Source organism: Terasakiella pusilla DSM 6293 (genome assembly GCF_000688235.1).
Lineage (GTDB): Bacteria > Pseudomonadota > Alphaproteobacteria > Rhodospirillales > Terasakiellaceae > Terasakiella > Terasakiella pusilla.
In genome coordinates, this window is record NZ_JHYO01000015.1 from 1 (window position 1) to 17,722 (window position 17,722).

Sequence of the window (17,722 nt, forward strand, 5' to 3'; positions counted from 1 at the left end):
ATAAGCTTTTGAAATTTCTTCAAGAAGATGATCCCAAACACCAGCCTTTCGCCAACGAACAAACCTATTGTAACAGGTCGTATATGAACCGTAGCGTTCAGGCACATCTGCCCAAGGAGACCCTGTGCGAAACCGCCAGAGAATGCCGTTCAAAACACGGCGGTCATCTACACGTGGAACGCCTCGGCTTTTTTGAGGCAAAAGCGGTTCAATGATCGACCATTCATAGTCTGTAAGCTCAAAACGGCGGCGGCTCATAATTCCCTCCAAATCTTTTGGAAGGTTGAATCATATTCAAGCTGATACAGGAAGGAATTTTATGAGTTTACGGCCTAGCCTCATTGCCATTTTCGTACATATAAGTTTCATGTAAATTATTAGTAGTCCCATATTCAGCATTTAATATAATAAATTGAAATTGGCTATATTCACTCATCGGTTCCTTCGAAATGAAAAAATCCATTACCTTATTATTTTTAGCTTTTTACATTAGTGGGTGCGCCAGCACTTACACTTACAATGGAACGACCTACTCAAGTAGAAACGATGCGGTGAACGCCATTCATAATTTCTATTCACGAAATATGGATTATGTTTCTGAAAGCACCTCAGAAAAGAATGGGAGCGCGCTTTTCGTTTTCCCTACTCGATTTGAATACTTAAAAAACGGCCTGATTAATCCTCATAACACCAACGAAGATGGTCGACAATATCTCGTAGATACAATGGAGATAAATGCAAAATATCTGTTTGATGCTGTTAAAAAGAGTCAACTCTTTAATAAAGTTGACTTGCAGAGAACCTCGCTTACTAAAAGCCCATCCTTTAGTGGTTATGACTATATAATCTGGCAATATTTACCGAACCCACAACAAACCTCTTGGTATGTTCAAAGAAAAGACGGCTCGAGAAGCAATTTAGGCTTTGACTTCGGCACCAACCAACACCTTAGAATTCAAAGCTGGGTTAATAGCCTTAAATTAGCTTTAAAAAACGCCAACAAAGGTCCTATAGAAGGCGGAAAACGAACTCCTTCCACATCTAGTGGAACTGGTTTTTTCATTAATCAGCATGGGTATGGCTTAACCAACGCCCATGTCGTTTCCAATTGCTCAGACATAACGTTGAAAATGCCAAATCAACAAACATCAAAAATCACGCTCATTAAAGCAGACCAAATTAATGACATTGCCATTTTCAAAAGTAGCATGAAGCCAACCTCTTACGGAAAATTACGTTCCACAAAAAGTATTAAAGCTGGGGAACCCGTTAGTCTGTATGGATTTCCTCTAGTATCAACATTGTCCACGTCAGGAAACGTAACAAGCGGTAATGTTAGCGCGTTGACTGGTATTCGTGATGATTCGAGGTTTTTTCAAATTACCGCACCAGTTCAACCCGGAAACAGCGGTGGTCCACTTTTTGATGATAAAGGAAATGTCATTGGCATCGTAACCGAAAAGTTGAACGCACTATATATAGCTGCCCAAACCGGTGATATTCCACAAAATGTCAATTTCTCCCTCAAGAACAATCTCATCATCAATTTCTTAGATACCAATAATATTCCTTATAGTTCTACAATTAATTCGAAGATCATTTCCCTTGTCGATTTAACAGAAAAAGCAAAAGAATTTACGGGACAAATCCTCTGCAACTAAAACCTCTCTAACCTTTCCATAACCCTTTCAAACTTTACAGAGAGGGTATCATGACCGCACGGATCACAACTGTCACATTCCAAGGCATCGACGTTATTGAGGTCGAGGTTCAGGTTTCCATCACCAATGGCTTGCCCGCGCTTAACATTGTCGGGCTGGCAGATAAGGCGGTTTCAGAAGCGCGCGAGCGGGTACGCTCTGCGCTCAGTGCGCTTGGTCTGTCCCTGCCGCCCAAACGGATCACGGTCAATCTATCGCCTGCCGATCTTGCCAAGGAAGGATCACACTTTGATCTACCCATTGCCCTCGGCCTGCTCACTGCCATGGATGTGCTGTCGGAAGAAGAGTTGATGCCCTTTATCGTGCTGGGGGAGCTGGCGCTTGATGGGCGCCTTTCCCCCGTTGCCGGGGTTTTGCCTGCTGCCATTCATGCACAAGTCAACAACCGCAATATCCTGTGCCCCAAAGCCCAAGGCGGTGAAGCGGTTTGGGCCGGAGATTTAGACGTCATCGCGCCGCATAGTCTGCTGGAATTGGTCAACCATTTTAAAGGCCGTTGCCTGTTGGAACGTCCAACCCCGATTAAAGCAAACCGCAATACCGCCCGCGATGCCTTAGACCTGCGTGATATTCGCGGGCAAGAAAGTGCCAAACGCGCCCTTGAGATTGCAGCCGCCGGTAATCATAACCTGTTGCTCTGTGGCCCACCCGGCGCAGGCAAATCCATGCTCGCACGTCGCTTGCCCGGTATCCTGCCGCCCCTTGATGCCTATGAAGCCCTTGAAGTCTCCATGATCCATTCCATTGCAGGCACGCTGCCCGAAGGTGGCTTGATGGTGGATCGCCCGTTTCGTGATCCCCATCATTCCGCCTCCATGCCCGCGCTGATCGGCGGGGGACATCGGGTGCGACCGGGGGAAGTTTCCCTTGCTCATTTGGGTGTGCTGTTTCTAGATGAATTGCCAGAATATAACCGCCCCGCCCTTGAAGCCTTACGCCAGCCGCTGGAAACGGGCCGGGCAGAAATTGCGCGGGCCAATGCTCATGTCAGTTATCCCGCGCGTGTGCAACTGATCGCCGCGATGAACCCCTGCCGCTGCGGGCATTTAAGTGATCCGGCACTTGCCTGTTCACGCGCGCCCAAATGTGCGGAAAGTTATCGCGATAAAATCTCCGGCCCCTTGCTGGACCGGATTGATTTGCACCTCGACGTCCCGCCCGTCAGCCCTGCTGATTTACACCTGCCACCCGCCCAAGAAGGCAGTGTCGAGGTGCGCCAACGGGTCCACGCCGCCCGCCAGATCCAACGCACCCGCTATGAAGCCCACGGCATCCGCACCAATGCCGAGGCCGATGGGGAATTGCTGCTAAACATCGCGACACCAGACACGGCGGGCAAAAACCTGTTGTTGGAAGCCACCAATAAGCTGAAACTGTCCGCACGCGGCTACCACCGTATTTTGCGTGTGGCGCGCACCTTGGCGGATTTGGAACAAACAGAACAGGTGCACAGCCGACATATTGCCGAAAGCCTGTCCTATCGCCCCAATATCATCCGAAAGGAAAAGACAGCTTTTGCCGTGTAAGGCATGCCCTAACGTTTTTCCTTAAAAAAGGACGTAAGCAAATCTGCACAGTCGGTTTCGCGTAAGCCCCCATACACTTCCGGCTTATGATGACAGGTCGGTTGATTATAAAAACACGCGCCATGGTCCACCCCACCGCCTTTAGGATCATAAGCCCCAAAGTACAGACGGCGGATCCGCGCAAAGGAAATCGCGGTGGCGCACATGGTGCAGGGTTCCAGCGTGACATAGAGGTCGCAATCGATCAGGCGTGCGCTGCCAAGGGCGCGTCCTGCTTCGCGGATCGCCAGAATTTCTGCATGGGCAGACGGGTCATGATCTTCCTCACAGCGGTTGCCCGCCCGCGCGATAATCTCCCCGTTCGGGGCCACAATAACGGCACCGATGGGGACTTCCCCGCGCGATTTTGCCTTTTCAGCTTCTTTTAAGGCTTGTTCCATATAATCACTCATAGACATCGTTATAATACAGCGTTATGAGTGTGGCTATGAAAACTCCCCTGATTGGCATTACCATGGATAGCGAAGACGGCAGCCCGAGCGCCTATTCAAAATTCGACTGGTATGCGTTACGCGAAAATTACGCCGGTGCGGTTGCCCATGCCGGTGGCCTGCCCCTTCCCCTGCCCCATGAGCCGGAGCTGGCAAACCAGTATCTCGACCTCATTGACGGGCTGGTTGTGACGGGCGGTGCCTTTGATGTCTCCCCCGCTATGTATGGGGAAAGTGATGTCCATGACACGGTTATCACCAAGGACAAACGCACCCGTTTTGAATGGGCGATGGTACAAGGCGCGCTTGAACGCGACATGCCGATTTTGGGGATTTGCGGCGGTCAACAATTGTTGCATGTAGTCTTGGGCGGTAAGCTGGTTCAGCATATCCCGGACCTGTATAAAGACTGCCTGCCCCACGAACAACCGAACCCGCGTGACGAGGCAGGCCATACGGTCACTGTGAAAACAGGCACCTTGTTGCACAACATCGTTGGGGAAGATGAACTGAGCGTCAATAGCGCCCATCATCAAGCCGTGTTGGACGAACCCGCAGGCGTTGTCATCAATGCCACCGCACCGGATACGGTCCTGGAAGGGATCGAAGTACCGGACAAAAAATTCTGTCTGGGTGTACAATGGCACCCGGAATTCCATATCTGCGAAGGTGATAAAAAAATCTTCGCTGCATTTATTGAGGCTAGCCGATCATGAGTGATGATAAATTGACCCTAAAAGGTGACCGGATCGCCAAGGTGATTGCCCGCGCCGGTGTCTGTTCGCGCCGCGAGGCCGAACGCATGATCGAAGAAGGCCGCGTCAGCGTCGATGGCGAGATCATCAAAAGCCCCGCCCTGAACGTGGTGCCGACCAACATCATCGTGGTTGACGGCAAAGCCTTACCCGACAGACAGCCGCCGCGCCTCTGGCGCTTTCACAAGACCCGCGGTCTGATCACCACCAACAAAGACCCCGAAGGTCGCCCGACGGTTTTTGAACAACTGCCCCAAGGCACACCGCGTGTGATTTCTGTCGGACGACTGGATTTTAATACCGAAGGTCTGTTGCTGTTGACCAACGATGGCGAGCTTGCGCGTTATCTGGAACGTCCAGACAGTGGCATGGTGCGCCGTTATCGCGTGCGCGTCCACGGCCGCGTCAACGAAGATGAATTGGCCGCCCTGAAAGAAGGGCCGGTCATCGACGGTGTGCAATATGGACCGGTCGAAGCCATTTTGGATGTGCAAAAAGGGTCCAATGCCTGGATCAATATCAACATCCGCGAAGGTAAAAACCGCGAGGTTCGCCGTGTCATGGAATCGCTTGGCTATGAAGTGACCCGCCTGATCCGGACCGACTACGGGCCCGTCCAATTGGGTAAACTCCCGCAAGGAGAATTAGAAGAAATCCCGCGCAAAGCCCTAAGCGAATGGTTTGGCGGTAAAGTTGCTGGCATTAGCGGTAACAGCAAAGGCGCGAGCAAAGAAGGCTTTGCCCAAGCCAAGGAAAAGCCGCGCTTTAAAGGCCCGCGCCGTGATAAAGCCGCAGACGAAGAAGACACCCGCAAAGGGCCACGTCGTGGCACGAAACCATCGGAAAAAGGCGTGAGAAAAGGTCCACGCCGTGACAAAAATACGGACGAAAGCGACCGCAGAACCGGTCCGCGCAAAGGTCCCCAAAAAGGAAGAAAGCCAAATGCGGATCGTCGGCGGTAAATATAAAGGGCGCAAGCTGACAGCGCCGGAGGGACGCGACACCCGTCCCACCTCGGATCGTGCACGTGAATCGATCTTCAACATTCTGGAACACCAAAGCTGGGGGCGTTCTGCCTTGCGCGGCGGTCGTGTGCTGGATGTGTTTTGCGGCACAGGGGCATTAGGTATCGAAGCCTATTCGCGCGGGGCAGAGCATGTGACCTTTATGGATAAAGACGAAACCGCCATGAAGTGCCTGATGCAGAACCTGAAAGGTCTGGGCGATCGCACGCAAATCCATACCATGCGCGTGGATGCCACCGCCCCCACGACCGCCCAAAATCCGTGCAGCCTGATCTTTATGGATGCGCCTTACAAGTCGGGCCTGAACGATCTGGCCATTGCCGCCCTAAAAGCCAAAGGGTGGGTCGCAGACAAAACCCTGTTTGTCGTCGAAGTGTCCAGAAAAGAAAACTGGATCACACCGGATGGATTTGAAGAACTGGATCGGCGCAAATATGGCGCCGCCCAAGTAATCTTCTTTCAGGCTTAAGGGAAATAAGACCGGGTTTTATTGGCGATCGCGACCAGCGATAACATGACGGGGACTTCGACCAATACCCCGACAACGGTCGCCAGCGCCGCACCGGAATGAAGCCCGAACAAGGAAATCGCGACCGCGACCGCCAATTCAAAAAAGTTGGAGGTGCCGATCAACGCACAAGGGGCCGCGATTTTATGGGGTAACTTCAATAGTTTTGCCGCCCCATAGGCCACCACAAAAATCCCGTAGGTTTGCAGCATTAACGGGATCGCAATCAGCACAATCGCTTGCGGCTTTTCAAAGATGGTTTCCGCCTGAAAGCCGAACAACAGCACAACCGTGGACAGTAAGCCCACAATAGACCACGGCTTGATCCGGTCCAAAAACCCGTTGAGGCGGGATAGATCGTTTTTACGTTCCAGTTTTTTGCGCGTCCAAACCCCTGCCAACAAAGGCAGCAGCACATACAGCACGACCGAGATCAACAAGGTTTCCCACGGGACATGCACATCGGTGACACCCAACAAAAACGCAGCAATCGGCGCAAAGGCAAAGATCATAATAATATCGTTGATGGACACCTGCATCAGCGTATAGGTGGCATCGCCCTTGGTCAGCTGGCTCCAGACAAACACCATGGCTGTGCAGGGTGCAACACCAAGCAAGATCATGCCTGCGATATATTCATCCGCCGTTTTAGGATCGACAAAATCAGCAAAAAAGATTTTAAAGAACAGCCAGCCCAGTGCCGCCATGGTAAAGGGCTTGATCAACCAATTGATCACCACAGTCAAGATCAAGCCTGCCGGCTTTTTGCCCACATCCTTAAGGGCTGAAAAATCGATCTGCGCCATCATGGGGTAGATCATCAACCAGATGAAGACTGCGACCACCAGATTGACATGAGCCACTTCCAATTTCGCAACAAAGGCAAAACCGTTGGGCAAGACACTGCCAAGGCCGACCCCGACAACAATCGCCAGTCCGACCCACAATGTCAAATATCTCTCGAAAAGGCCCATCGTGATCCCCTTGTTATCATTCATCCGGCCCTTTTATATTTCGAATATTATCGAAATGTCAAATCACAGGATTGTTTAACCCGACCGCCCAAACAGACGTTCAATATCCTTGAGCTTGAGTTCCACATACGTCGGGCGACCATGTTTGCACTGACCAGAATGGGGCGTTGCCTCCATCTCGCGCAACAGGGCATTCATTTCATCCAGACTGAGGCGACGGCCAGCGCGGATGCTGCCATGACAGGCCATGGACCCGCAGACATCCATCAAGCGATCTTTTAAGGACATGGCCTCATCCACTTCAGCAAGGCTATCGGCCACATCCTTGACCAAGCCCTGCACGTCGACTTTTGCGCCCAACATGGCAGGTACTTCGCGCACAACCACCGTGCCGGAGCCAAAATTTTCCAGCACCAAGCCCAGTTCTTCCAGCTCGGCTGCGCGCGCGACCAGGCGGTCGGCATCGGCAAGGTCCAGCTCCACCACTTCGGGGATCAGCAAGCCTTGGCGTTTGACGCCATTGGCTTCCACGCCATTTTTAATGCGTTCATAGACCAATCGTTCGTGGGCCGCATGTTGATCAACCATGATGATCGCATCGCCACTTTGCGCAATGATATAGGTTTCATGCAACTGGGCACGCGCGACGCCAAGAGGGTATTGTTCCGGCGGGGCAGACATCGCTACATCAGAAGACTGCTGCACATTGGCTTGCGGTGGGGCATCAAATCCGCTTAGCGGGGCCTGAAAACTCGCCGCACGTTCACGCAAACCTTCCGGCACATAATGACCCACACCACTTGAGTGATGCGGCGACGTGATCGCCCGTGCCATCTCGATCGTGCGCGGGTCCATCTCATACTGTTGCGGATGCTGCATCGGTGCGCGCATGGAGGCCAGCGCCTCGTCACTGACGGTGGTTGAGGCCAAATGCCCTGCTCCGTTCAGCGCCTGTTTTAACGCACTGACGATCAGACCGCGTACCCCTTGCGGATCACGAAAACGCACTTCCGCCTTTGCCGGATGGACGTTCACATCCACCGCGCGCGGCGGCAGTTCAATAAACAGCGCCAGCAACGGATGGCGATCATGGGCCAAAAAGTCACGGTACGCCCCCCGGATCGCGCCATACAGCTGCTTATCCTTGACCGGACGCCCGTTGACGAAAAAGAACTGTAAGGCATTGTTGCCCCGGTTCAGGGTCGGCAAGCTAATATGGCCGGTCAGACGCACATTGTCGCGCTCCGCCTCAATCGGCACCGCGTTTTCTGCAAACTCTTTACCCATAATGCCGCGCAACCGTTCCAGTGTCGCTTCAAACAAATCACCATGGGCGACAGGCAGTTTCAACAATGTGCGCACACCATCACCCAGCGTAAAGCCGATTTCGGGGTGGCACATGGCAAGACGTTTGACGGTATCAATGCCATGCGTCAGTTCTGTGCGCGGGGCTTTTAAGAACTTAAGGCGGGCGGGCGTGGCAAAAAACAGATCACGCACCTCAATACGTGTTCCTTTCGGATGCGCCGCAGGTTCCGGTCCCTGCTTTTCGCCGCCTTCGACACGGATGCACCAGGCATTCTCCGCTTTTTCCGTACGTGAGGTGATAGACATGCGCGAAACCGACCCGATGGAGGGCAACGCCTCGCCGCGAAAGCCCAACGTCGCAATATTAAACAGGTCTTCATCGGGGATTTTAGAGGTTGCGTGGCGTTGCACCGCCAGTTCCAGTTCCTCCGGCTCCATCCCGCAGCCGTCATCGGTGACGGATAACAGGACGCGCCCCCCTTCCTTCATCACGATATCGATACGGCTTGCACCCGCATCAATCGCGTTTTCCACCAGTTCTTTCATGGCAGAAGCCGGACGCTCCACCACCTCACCGGCGGCGATCTGGTTAATCAGGGTCTGAGGGAGAAGGCGAATACCCATAGCTTAAATAAATTCTTTCTTCAGTCGTTTCATATATTTCAACAGCCCTTCGGTGGAGGCATCTTCGTCCATAATCGGCACTTCACCGGTCAGCTTTGGCGTCAGGTCTTTGGCCAACTGCTTGCCCAACTCCACGCCCCACTGGTCGAAGGAATTGATGTTCCAGATGATGCCCTGCACAAACACCTTATGTTCGTAAAGCGCCAACAACTGCCCCACGGTAAAAGGAGTCACCAGCGGCAACACCAAAGAATTACTGGGTTTATTACCGGGGAAGGTGCGGTGCGCGGCGAGCTTGTCGATACGGTTTTGCGCCATCCCCTTTGCCGCCATTTCCGCGCGGGCTTCTTCTTCGGTTTTTCCCAACATCAGGGCTTTGGTCTGAGCCAGGAAGTTGGACAGCAAAATCGTTTGATGTTCGCGCAACGGATGATGGTTGTTCGCCACCCCGATAAAGTCCATCGACACATTCCAGCTCCCTTGATGGAGCAATTGAAAAAAGGAATGTTGCGCATTGGTGCCCGCGTGCCCAAAAATAACCGGCCCCGTGGTGTAATCCACCGGACGCCCCTGTAAGTCCACGCGCTTGCCATTGCTTTCCATATCCAGCTGCTGGAGATATTGCGGAAAACGGGTCAGGTATTGGTCATAGGGCAAGACCGCATGGGTGGACCAGCCAAAAAAGTTAGCGTACCACACCCCCAACAACGCCATAATGATCGGCATATTATGTTCAACGGGCGAGGTGCGGAAATGCTCGTCCATCGCGTGCGCACCTTCCAGCATCTCTTCAAACTTATCAAAGCCGATGACCAGCGCAATCGCCAGCCCAATCGCTGACCAGACCGAATAACGTCCCCCGACCCAATCCCAAAACGGGAACATATAGTCCGTATCTATCCCGAAATCGCGGACCTTTTCTTCGTTGGTGGACACGGCAACAAAATGTTTGCGAACCGCCTCCCCGCCCAAGCGTTTCACCAGCCAAGAACGCGCCGATCTGGCGTTCAGCATGGTTTCCTGTGTGGTGAAGGTTTTGGAGGCGACAATAAACAGCGTGGTTTCCGGGTCCAGATCCCGCAAGGTCTCCATCAAGTGGGAGCTATCCACGTTGGAGATAAAACGCGGGCTAAGATCATCACGCTGATAACTCCGCAAAGACTGCAAGGCCATGATCACTCCAAGGTCAGACCCACCGATGCCGATGTTCACCACCGTTTTAATCGGTCGGCCCGTCACCCCGCGCCAATGACCTTTGCGCACATCTTCACTAAAGCGACGCACTTTGTTTAAGACGGCGCGCACCTCCGGCATCACATCGACACCATCCACCATCATGGGACGTTCAGAACGGTTGCGTAGCGCCACGTGAAAGACCGCGCGATCTTCCGTCGAGTTGATATGTTCGCCTGCAAACATTTTGTCGCGCACTTGTTCGACATGGCAGCTTCGGGCCAGATCGCTCAACAGCGTCATGGTCTGTTCGGTGATGCGGTTTTTGGAATAATCCAGCAGAATCCCGCTGGAGCGCACCGAGAATTTTTCAAAACGGTCCGTATCCTGCTTAAACAGGTCGCGCATATGCAGCGATTTTACATCTTCATAATGGGCTTGAAGGGTTGTCCATGCCGGATTGTCTGTCAGGGCGCTCATTGTCCTGCTTCATTCGTGATTTGAAAAAAAATCAGCCTAAACGCTTTTTGAGGGAAAGGGAATCCCTCAAGCGCGATTTCGTTTAGGCATTTTTCTTGGTAACCAGATAAATGCCGCTAAAGATCATCACAATCCCATAATAATGATAGGTTTGCAGATGTTCGCCAAGCAAAAGCATCGCTAAAACCGCGCCAAATACCGGCATCAAATTCAAGAATGTCCCTGCCACATTCGCCCCGACCAGTTCCACACCCCGGTTCCAGCATAACAACGACAACACGGACGGAAAAATGCCGATATAGCCAAAGGCCAGCACCGTATTACGGTTTAAGACAATCTCCGCACCCGTCGACATTTCCCAGCCATAAAGCGGGATCAAAAAGATAATCCCCGCAATCACCAACGCATAGGTAAACCCAAATCGCGACAGACCCGCAGGGATTTTTGCCAACAGGACCGTATAAACCGCCCAGACAAAGACCGCACCCAAGATGATTAAATCACCGGGGTTGAAATCCAATGTGGAAAAGGTCGCCACATCCCCACGCAACACGACCCAGCTCACCCCCACCAAAGACAGGGCCATCCCGACCACCCCCAGCGGATTAAGGCCTTTGCGCAGGATCACAACGGAGAAAAAGAGCGTCACAACCGGGATGGCCGCCTGCACCAAGGAGGTATTGACCACATTGGTATAATGCAATCCCCAATAAAGCAGCATGTTAAACATCGTGATGCTGAGAAAGCCCTGCACCGCCAGATAAGGGATATGTTGACGCAAGATATGGAGATCGTTTTTAAACGCCTTCAAACAGATCGGCGTCAAAATCACCAGTGCAATCACCCAGCGCCAGAACACCATGCCAATGGGCGGTAAATCCGTTGCAAAAGCGCGCCCCACGACCGAGTTCCCTGCCCAGAACAAAACAGCTAACGACAACAGCACATAAGGATGCAGGAAAATACGCACGGCTCATCCAATACAACAGGAGATAACAAAGCAGCGAATGAGGCTTTTAGAATGTCCGACGCAGAAAGTCCAGTTTTGCATCCACTGGAAAATTCAACCGATCTTTTATTCCGCCGCTTTAGACGGCAGGTAATCGGTGATATCCACCTCGTCTATCTGTTCCGGTTTCAGGAATTTCTCTGCATAGTGCTTATATGTTCCGCTTACGAGAAACAGTTCAAACAGATCTGCGTCCAGATGCTGATCCTTCACCATAAAGGACATGATCTTTAACGATTGCGACAAGGTTTTCGGCAGTTTGTAGGGGCGATCCGCAGCGGTCAAAGCTTCAAAAACATCCGCGATTGCCATCATACGCGCAGGTAACGACATGTCAGCACCCGTCAATTGACGCGGATAGCCGGTGCCATTCATTTTTTCATGATGCCCGCCGGCATATTCCGGCACACGGCTGAGGTATCTTGGGAAGGGGAGCTGTTCCAGCATAATGATCGTCTGGATCATATGGTCATTGATCTTGAAGCGGTCTTCTTCGGTCAGCGTACCGGCCTTGACTTTCAGGTTATAAAGTTCGCCCTGATTATAAAGATTTTGTGGTGGCGTAACTTTAAAGCCAAACGGGTTATCCTCTTCAAACAGGGATTTATCTTTACGCGCAAAAATATGGTGGGGCTGATCGGACAATAACTTTTCCATCACCGGCAGGGCAGGTTCTGCGCCCAACGCCTGTTTACGGGTCAATTCCTCATGCCCGATACCTAAGCGATCCGACAGGGTGCGGGTCCATGTTTCCTTGGCGATTTCGTCCAGTCGGGCCATGCGTTCAGGTGCCATAAACTCCCCGCCCACATTACATTCAGCCACAAAAGCAAAATCATCATCAAGTTGGGGAAGGCGGTCCTGAAACGCTTGATCCAGCGCCTGCTTTTCAGCACCGTCATCCGTTTTCGCCAACTTTTTCAGATAGTCGATTTCCGCATCCCGCTTCAGGACTTCAAAGCGCATCCGAACTTCATGAATGCGGTCATAGATGGTTTCAAGTTTGGTTGCTTTATCGACAATATATTCAGGGGTGGTGACTTTACCACAGTCATGGAGAAGGCCGGCAATATGAAGCTCATATTGTTCTTCTTCCGTCATATGGAAACCCGCGAAGGTACCCTCTTTCTGCTTGATCGCGGCCTCTGCCAACATATCCGTTAATTCAGGCACACGTTGACAGTGTCCCCCTGTATAGGCGGATTTGGCATCAATCGCCCCGGCAATCAATTCAATGAAAGACACAAGCAACTGTTTTTGAGCTTCGACCAGCAACTGATTGTCCAGTGCAATCGCGGCTTGCGCGGCCAAAGCTTCGACAAAAGGTTGCAACTCCGCATCAAAGGGGATGACCTCGCCCGTGTCACAGTCCTGCGCGTTCAACAACTGCAAGACCGCAATCACGCGACCTTCGTTATTATACAGCGGCACCGTTAAAAAAGATTGCGACCGATAGCCCGTCGCTTCATCAAACTTTTTTGTCCCTTGAAAGTCAAAGCCCTCAAATTCATACGCGTCGTCGATGCTTATGGTATGTTTGGACAAGGCACAATAAGACGCAACGTTTTTGCGGTTTTCTTCCCCTGTTTCGGCGTCATACAGCTCAACAGGCGGCAGCATGATCTCATTGCCCGACGTGCCACCATTATAAATGTTCAGACTGTCATTGCGCATGATCTCGAAGCGCAACCGCTTATCGTCATCAACCATACGATAAAGCGTGCCGCCGTCGGCGTTGCACATGGATTTAGCTTCGTTCAGAATCTTTTCCATAAGGCGCACGGAATTGCGCTCGGTTGATAAGGTCAAGCCAATATCAAGTAGCTTTTTGAAACGATCTACAGTTCCGTCTGCCATAAACAGCGTTCTCTCAAGGTTTTATTGGACGAATCTTATAGACAGTATCCTGCGCATAAATTCGCTTTATTAGTTCTTTAGTGGAGTTCAGTAACCCTAAGTAAATATATCAAAGTTTCACAAGCAGATACAAAAAATTCTAAAAAATCTAGTGAACCGAGACTTGAGGGCTACCTAATTCCACCTCAGAGTAAATTGCCAATGTGATTTCAACATAGTCCACCAACGCCTGCAATTGCACAACCGGATTAATTGTATGACAGTCGGGGTCCTTCTCGATGAGTTCATTTACAAAAGACAAATCATCTTCGCTGTGATGTAGAACACAGAAAAAATCACCATAAAGCTCCGCAACCAGATCGGGAGCACGAAAACGCGCATAATCCGGCTGATTGTGGCCGGTCAATAAATTTTTCAATAAAGACTGTAAAAGTGTTTTTGTAATTTGGGCCGGAATCATCTTTTTTGCGCTCCTTGTTCAAGAAAAATCTGTAAGTCTGCCTCACAGCTTGTTATGAGAAGACCTGAACGTTTTTTCTTAAAGGGTTAAACCATGCCGTTTTCTTCCTTACGCGACTTTATGGACAAGCTGGAACGCGAAGACCGTCTGGTCCGCATCAAGGAACCGATCTCTCCCGTTCTGGAAATGACCGAGATCCAGACTCGCCTGCTCGCAGAAGAAGGTCCGGCGGTTCTGTTTGAAAATGTCGTCAAAGAAGATGGCACCCCTTATGACATGCCCGTACTGGTCAACCTGTTTGGCACCGTGGAACGCGTGGCTTGGGGGATGGACCGCGAACCGTCGCAGTTGCGCGAAGTCGGGGAAACACTGGCGTTTTTAAAACAGCCGGAACCGCCGGGCGGGTTTAAAGAGGCGCTTAAGCTGCTGCCTCTTGCCAAAACCGTCATGTCCATGAAACCCAAGACCGTGCGCAAAGCGCCCTGTCAGGAAGTTGTCTTGGAAGGTGATGACATTGATCTGTCCAAACTGCCGATCCAGACCTGCTGGCCGGGAGAGCCTGCACCGCTGATCACCTGGCCTTTGGTCGTAACCCGCGGACCTGATAACGGCAAAACGGACGATTTCAACCTCGGCATCTATCGTATGCAGGTATTGGGCAAGGACCGCTGCATCATGCGCTGGCTGAAACACCGTGGCGGGGCACAGCATTTCAAACGCTGGGTCGATAAAAACAACGCCCCCATGCCTGCTGCCATCGTCCTTGGCGCTGATCCGGGGACCATCTTGGCGGCAGTGACACCTGTGCCGGATACCCTATCGGAATATCAATTTGCCGGCCTGCTGCGCGGCAAAAAGGTCGAACTGGTCGATTGTAAGACCGTCCCGCTGAAAGTCCCTGCCGAAGCCGAGATCGTGCTGGAAGGCTATGTGCGCCATGATGAAGAGGCCGCCGAAGGACCGTACGGCGATCACACCGGCTATTACAACAGCGTGGAAAACTTTCCCGTCTTTGAGATCAGCGCCATCACCATGCGCAAAAAACCGATCTTCCTCTCCACCTTCACAGGGCGCCCGCCAGATGAACCGAGCGTGCTGGGCGAAGCTTTGAACGATGTGTTCGTGCCCTTGCTGCAACAACAGTTCCCCGAAATTGTGGACTTTTGGCTACCACCAGAAGCGTGCTCCTATCGTGTGGCCGTGGTGTCGATCAAAAAAGCCTATCCCGGTCACGCCAAACGTGTCTTGATGGGATGCTGGTCCTTCTTGCGTCAATTTATGTATACCAAGTTCATCATCGTGGTGGATGATGATATCGATGCGCGTGACTGGAAAGACGTCTGGTGGGCGGTGTCCACCCGCATGGACCCGGTGCGCGATACCATGTTGGTTGAAAATACCCCGATTGATTATCTTGATTTTGCCTCCCCCGAAAGCGGGTTAGGCGGCAAGGTCGGTTGGGATGCCACCAACAAGATGGGTAATGAAACCCACCGTGAATGGGGCACCAAAATCTACATGGACCAAGACGTGGTCGATAAGGTCAGCGATATGTGGGACAAACTGGGTCTGCCGGGGTCCGGCAAGCCGATTTGGAAATAACGCCCTTGCCAGAAGTTTTCAGGCGGATATCTTAAAGACCAGACACAAAGACAATTGGATAAAGAGACAACACACATGAGCCAACATCAAAAAAACCTCGACCTTCTAAGCGATATTGTCAAAAAAGCACAAGGTCTAGGGGCAGACGCCGCCGATGCGGTCATGGTGGAAGGCACGTCGCTGTCTTTATCCCAACGTCTGGGTAAACCGGAAAATCTGGAACGTTCCGAAGGTCAAGACCTTGGATTGCGCGTCCTCATCGGACAACGCCAAGCCATCGTTTCCTCCAGCGACTTAAAAACCGATGCGTTAAACGAACTGGTAGAACGCGCCATTGCCATGGCCCGCGTCGTACCGGAAGATACCTTCTGCGGCCTTGCTGATCCTGACCAGTTGGCAACGGAATTTCCCGATGTCGATGGCTATGATCCCTATGAGCCGGACGAACAAACCCTGATCTCCTGGGCGACCAAAGCCGAAGATGCCGCCCGTTCGGTTGACGGCGTGACAAATTCCGAAGGTGCAGAGGCCGGATGGGGCCGCCACGACGTTGCCATCGTGGGCAGCAATGGTTTATCCCATGCCTACACCTCATCGGGTTGTTCCATTAGTGCCTCCATCTTGGCAGGGGAAGGCACGGCGATGGAACGTGACTACGACTATTCAACAGCCGTGTATGCGTCTGACCTGACCGACCCGGAAACCATCGGGCGCACAGCGGGGGAAAAAGCAGTTGCCCGCCTGAACCCACGCAAAGTTGCCACCCAAAAAGTCCCCATCATTTATTCACGCCGGGTCTCCGCAGGTTTGCTCGGCCATCTCAGCGGGGCGATCAACGGCAGCTCCATCTCACGCGGGACAAGTTTCTTAAAAGACAAGATGGGAGAGCAGATCTTTGCCTCCAACATTACTATTGTGGATGACCCGCACCGCAAACGCGGCCTGCGTTCCAAACCCATCGATGGCGAAGGTCTAGCCAACAAAAAACGTAACTTCGTTGAAGACGGCGTGCTGCAAAGCTGGATTCTGGATTTACGCACAGCCCGTCAATTGGGGCTGGAAAGCACGGGCCATGCCGCACGCGGCACCGGCTCTGCCCCCTCACCCAGCACCACAAACTTTTATATGGAAGCTGGCGAGCTTAGCCCTGAAGACTTGATGGCCGACATCAAGGAAGGATTCTACGTTACCGAATTGATCGGCATGGGTGTCAACGGCGTGACGGGGGATTATAGCCGGGGGGCGGCCGGTTTCTGGATTGAAAATGGCAAGATCAGCTATCCGGTCAGCGAATTGACCATCGCAGGCAATCTGAAAGACATGTTCCTGAACCTGACGCCTGCCAGCGATCTGGAATTCCGCTATGGCACCAACGCCCCGACAGTGCGACTAGAAGGTCTTACGGTTGCCGGACAATCGGCTTAAGCGCGTTATACACCAACAAGCTTTCGCGCACATCACGCCCCAGCTTCTTGCGGAACGGATTAAGGATCACCGCAAGAATACCGATAAACCGCATCACATGACGAATATGCGGCCACACGGTCTTTGGGGCTTGGGCGCGATAAGCGGTTAACAAACGGGTGAGCAACTGGCCTGAGCCGTCATCAAAGCGTACAACCGACACCAGAAAACGCAACACATCACGCGCTTGGGCGGCTTCGCATCCCATGGCTTCGCCCACGCCTTCTTCAAAATCGATAAAGCCAACTTCCCCGTCTGGGGAAAGCACCATATCGCGCAACTGCCCGGTGCCGTGCCAGCCACCTTTTTGATGCAGCAATGCCAAACTTTCGATGGCGCGGATCAGCAAGGGTTCCTTGTCATCGCGTTTTTGAACTTCATCAAAGACACAAGGGCCGATGTCACTCAGCAACAACCAACCCGGTTGACGCGCAATCACCTTGGGCACCAAAACGCCGCGCTTTGCCACATGTTCCAAACGGGCGGCTTCTTCATCCAGCCCTTGTTGACCGGAAGCTGACACGGTGGAGCGCAGCAATTCAATGCGGGTGAGGCCCGCAAAGATATCCTGTACCTTGTGCCAGATGTTGCGCTGACATGTCAGTGAAATTTTGATCCAGTAGCGCTGCCCGTCCCAGTCGATGGGAACACTGCGCGCAGGAACACCGCGATCAACGTAGTCCTGAACTGCTTTGATAAGTCCGTTTTGCATGGGCGAAGCTTTAATCTACTTTAGCCTGAAATA

16 protein-coding genes are annotated in these 17,722 nt (G+C 52.2%); 7 read left to right on the top strand and 9 right to left on the bottom strand.

Annotated features, from left to right (window positions below; genetic code table 11):
• On the bottom strand, positions 1-258 hold a 258-nt coding region (locus Q397_RS24705), incomplete at its 3' end, for a transposase (RefSeq protein ID WP_156950703.1).
• A gap of 191 nt (positions 259-449) precedes the next feature.
• Here Q397_RS24705 and Q397_RS24155 point away from each other — a divergent pair.
• On the top strand, positions 450-1,661 hold the full coding sequence (locus Q397_RS24155) for a S1C family serine protease (protein WP_084149035.1): 1,212 nt from the start codon (positions 450-452) through the stop codon (positions 1,659-1,661).
• 50 nt (positions 1,662-1,711) lie between these two features.
• Complete coding sequence (locus tag Q397_RS22150) at positions 1,712-3,247, top strand: YifB family Mg chelatase-like AAA ATPase (protein WP_038013632.1); 1,536 nt, start codon at positions 1,712-1,714, stop codon at positions 3,245-3,247.
• Positions 3,248-3,255: 8 nt separating this feature from the next.
• Here Q397_RS22150 and Q397_RS0111390 read toward each other — a convergent pair whose 3' ends face one another.
• Positions 3,256-3,705, bottom strand: coding sequence for a nucleoside deaminase (locus tag Q397_RS0111390; protein ID WP_038013635.1), 450 nt, complete (start codon positions 3,703-3,705; stop codon positions 3,256-3,258).
• 29 nt (positions 3,706-3,734) lie between these two features.
• On the opposite strand from Q397_RS0111390, the gene Q397_RS0111395 reads away from it, so the two are divergent.
• From Q397_RS0111395 to rsmD, 3 genes are read left to right on the top strand one after another with little or no spacing between them, the layout of a single operon-like run.
• Positions 3,735-4,454: a gamma-glutamyl-gamma-aminobutyrate hydrolase family protein gene (locus tag Q397_RS0111395; protein WP_028879536.1), complete on the top strand. Its 720-nt coding sequence runs from the start codon at positions 3,735-3,737 to the stop codon at positions 4,452-4,454.
• Entirely contained in the window at positions 4,451-5,455 is a 1,005-nt protein-coding gene (locus Q397_RS22155) for a pseudouridine synthase (protein ID WP_084149036.1), read from the top strand. Before Q397_RS0111395 ends, Q397_RS22155 begins: the two co-directional genes overlap by 4 nt.
• Positions 5,436-5,987, top strand: coding sequence for a 16S rRNA (guanine(966)-N(2))-methyltransferase RsmD (gene rsmD / locus Q397_RS0111405; RefSeq protein WP_028879537.1), 552 nt, complete (start codon positions 5,436-5,438; stop codon positions 5,985-5,987). The genes Q397_RS22155 and rsmD overlap by 20 nt, the downstream gene beginning before the upstream one ends.
• On the opposite strand, the gene arsB is transcribed toward rsmD, so the two are convergent.
• The 6 genes from arsB to Q397_RS0111435 form a co-directional block, all read right to left on the bottom strand.
• A complete protein-coding gene (arsB, locus tag Q397_RS0111410; protein ID WP_240475064.1) occupies positions 5,984-7,024 on the bottom strand; it encodes an ACR3 family arsenite efflux transporter in 1,041 nt (346 codons plus the stop codon). The genes rsmD and arsB overlap by 4 nt on opposite strands.
• A 51-nt stretch (positions 7,025-7,075) precedes the next feature.
• Complete coding sequence (mutL, locus tag Q397_RS0111415) at positions 7,076-8,932, bottom strand: DNA mismatch repair endonuclease MutL (protein ID WP_028879539.1); 1,857 nt, start codon at positions 8,930-8,932, stop codon at positions 7,076-7,078.
• Between the two features lie 3 nt (positions 8,933-8,935).
• Positions 8,936-10,585 carry a glucose-6-phosphate isomerase gene (gene pgi / locus Q397_RS0111420; RefSeq protein WP_028879540.1) on the bottom strand — a complete coding sequence of 550 codons (1,650 nt, stop codon included), beginning with the start codon at positions 10,583-10,585 and terminating at the stop codon, positions 8,936-8,938.
• A gap of 82 nt (positions 10,586-10,667) precedes the next feature.
• On the bottom strand, positions 10,668-11,555 hold the full coding sequence (locus Q397_RS0111425; RefSeq protein ID WP_028879541.1) for a DMT family transporter: 888 nt from the start codon (positions 11,553-11,555) through the stop codon (positions 10,668-10,670).
• A gap of 105 nt (positions 11,556-11,660) precedes the next feature.
• Positions 11,661-13,451, bottom strand: a complete 1,791-nt coding sequence (locus tag Q397_RS0111430; RefSeq protein WP_038013637.1) for an HD domain-containing phosphohydrolase — start codon at positions 13,449-13,451, stop codon at positions 11,661-11,663.
• Positions 13,452-13,599: 148 nt separating this feature from the next.
• A complete protein-coding gene (locus Q397_RS0111435) occupies positions 13,600-13,911 on the bottom strand; it encodes a hypothetical protein (RefSeq protein ID WP_028879543.1) in 312 nt (103 codons plus the stop codon).
• A gap of 93 nt (positions 13,912-14,004) precedes the next feature.
• Between Q397_RS0111435 and Q397_RS0111440 the strand changes: the two genes are divergently transcribed.
• Positions 14,005-15,513 (top strand): UbiD family decarboxylase, encoded by a 1,509-nt coding sequence (locus tag Q397_RS0111440; protein WP_028879544.1) that lies wholly within the window; start codon positions 14,005-14,007, stop codon positions 15,511-15,513.
• Positions 15,514-15,588: 75 nt separating this feature from the next.
• Positions 15,589-16,938, top strand: a complete 1,350-nt coding sequence (locus tag Q397_RS0111445; RefSeq protein ID WP_028879545.1) for a TldD/PmbA family protein — start codon at positions 15,589-15,591, stop codon at positions 16,936-16,938.
• On the opposite strand, the gene Q397_RS24160 is transcribed toward Q397_RS0111445, so the two are convergent.
• Positions 16,913-17,689: a BUD32 family EKC/KEOPS complex subunit gene (locus tag Q397_RS24160; protein ID WP_028879546.1), complete on the bottom strand. Its 777-nt coding sequence runs from the start codon at positions 17,687-17,689 to the stop codon at positions 16,913-16,915. The genes Q397_RS0111445 and Q397_RS24160 overlap by 26 nt on opposite strands.
• Positions 17,690-17,722 lie beyond the last annotated feature (33 nt).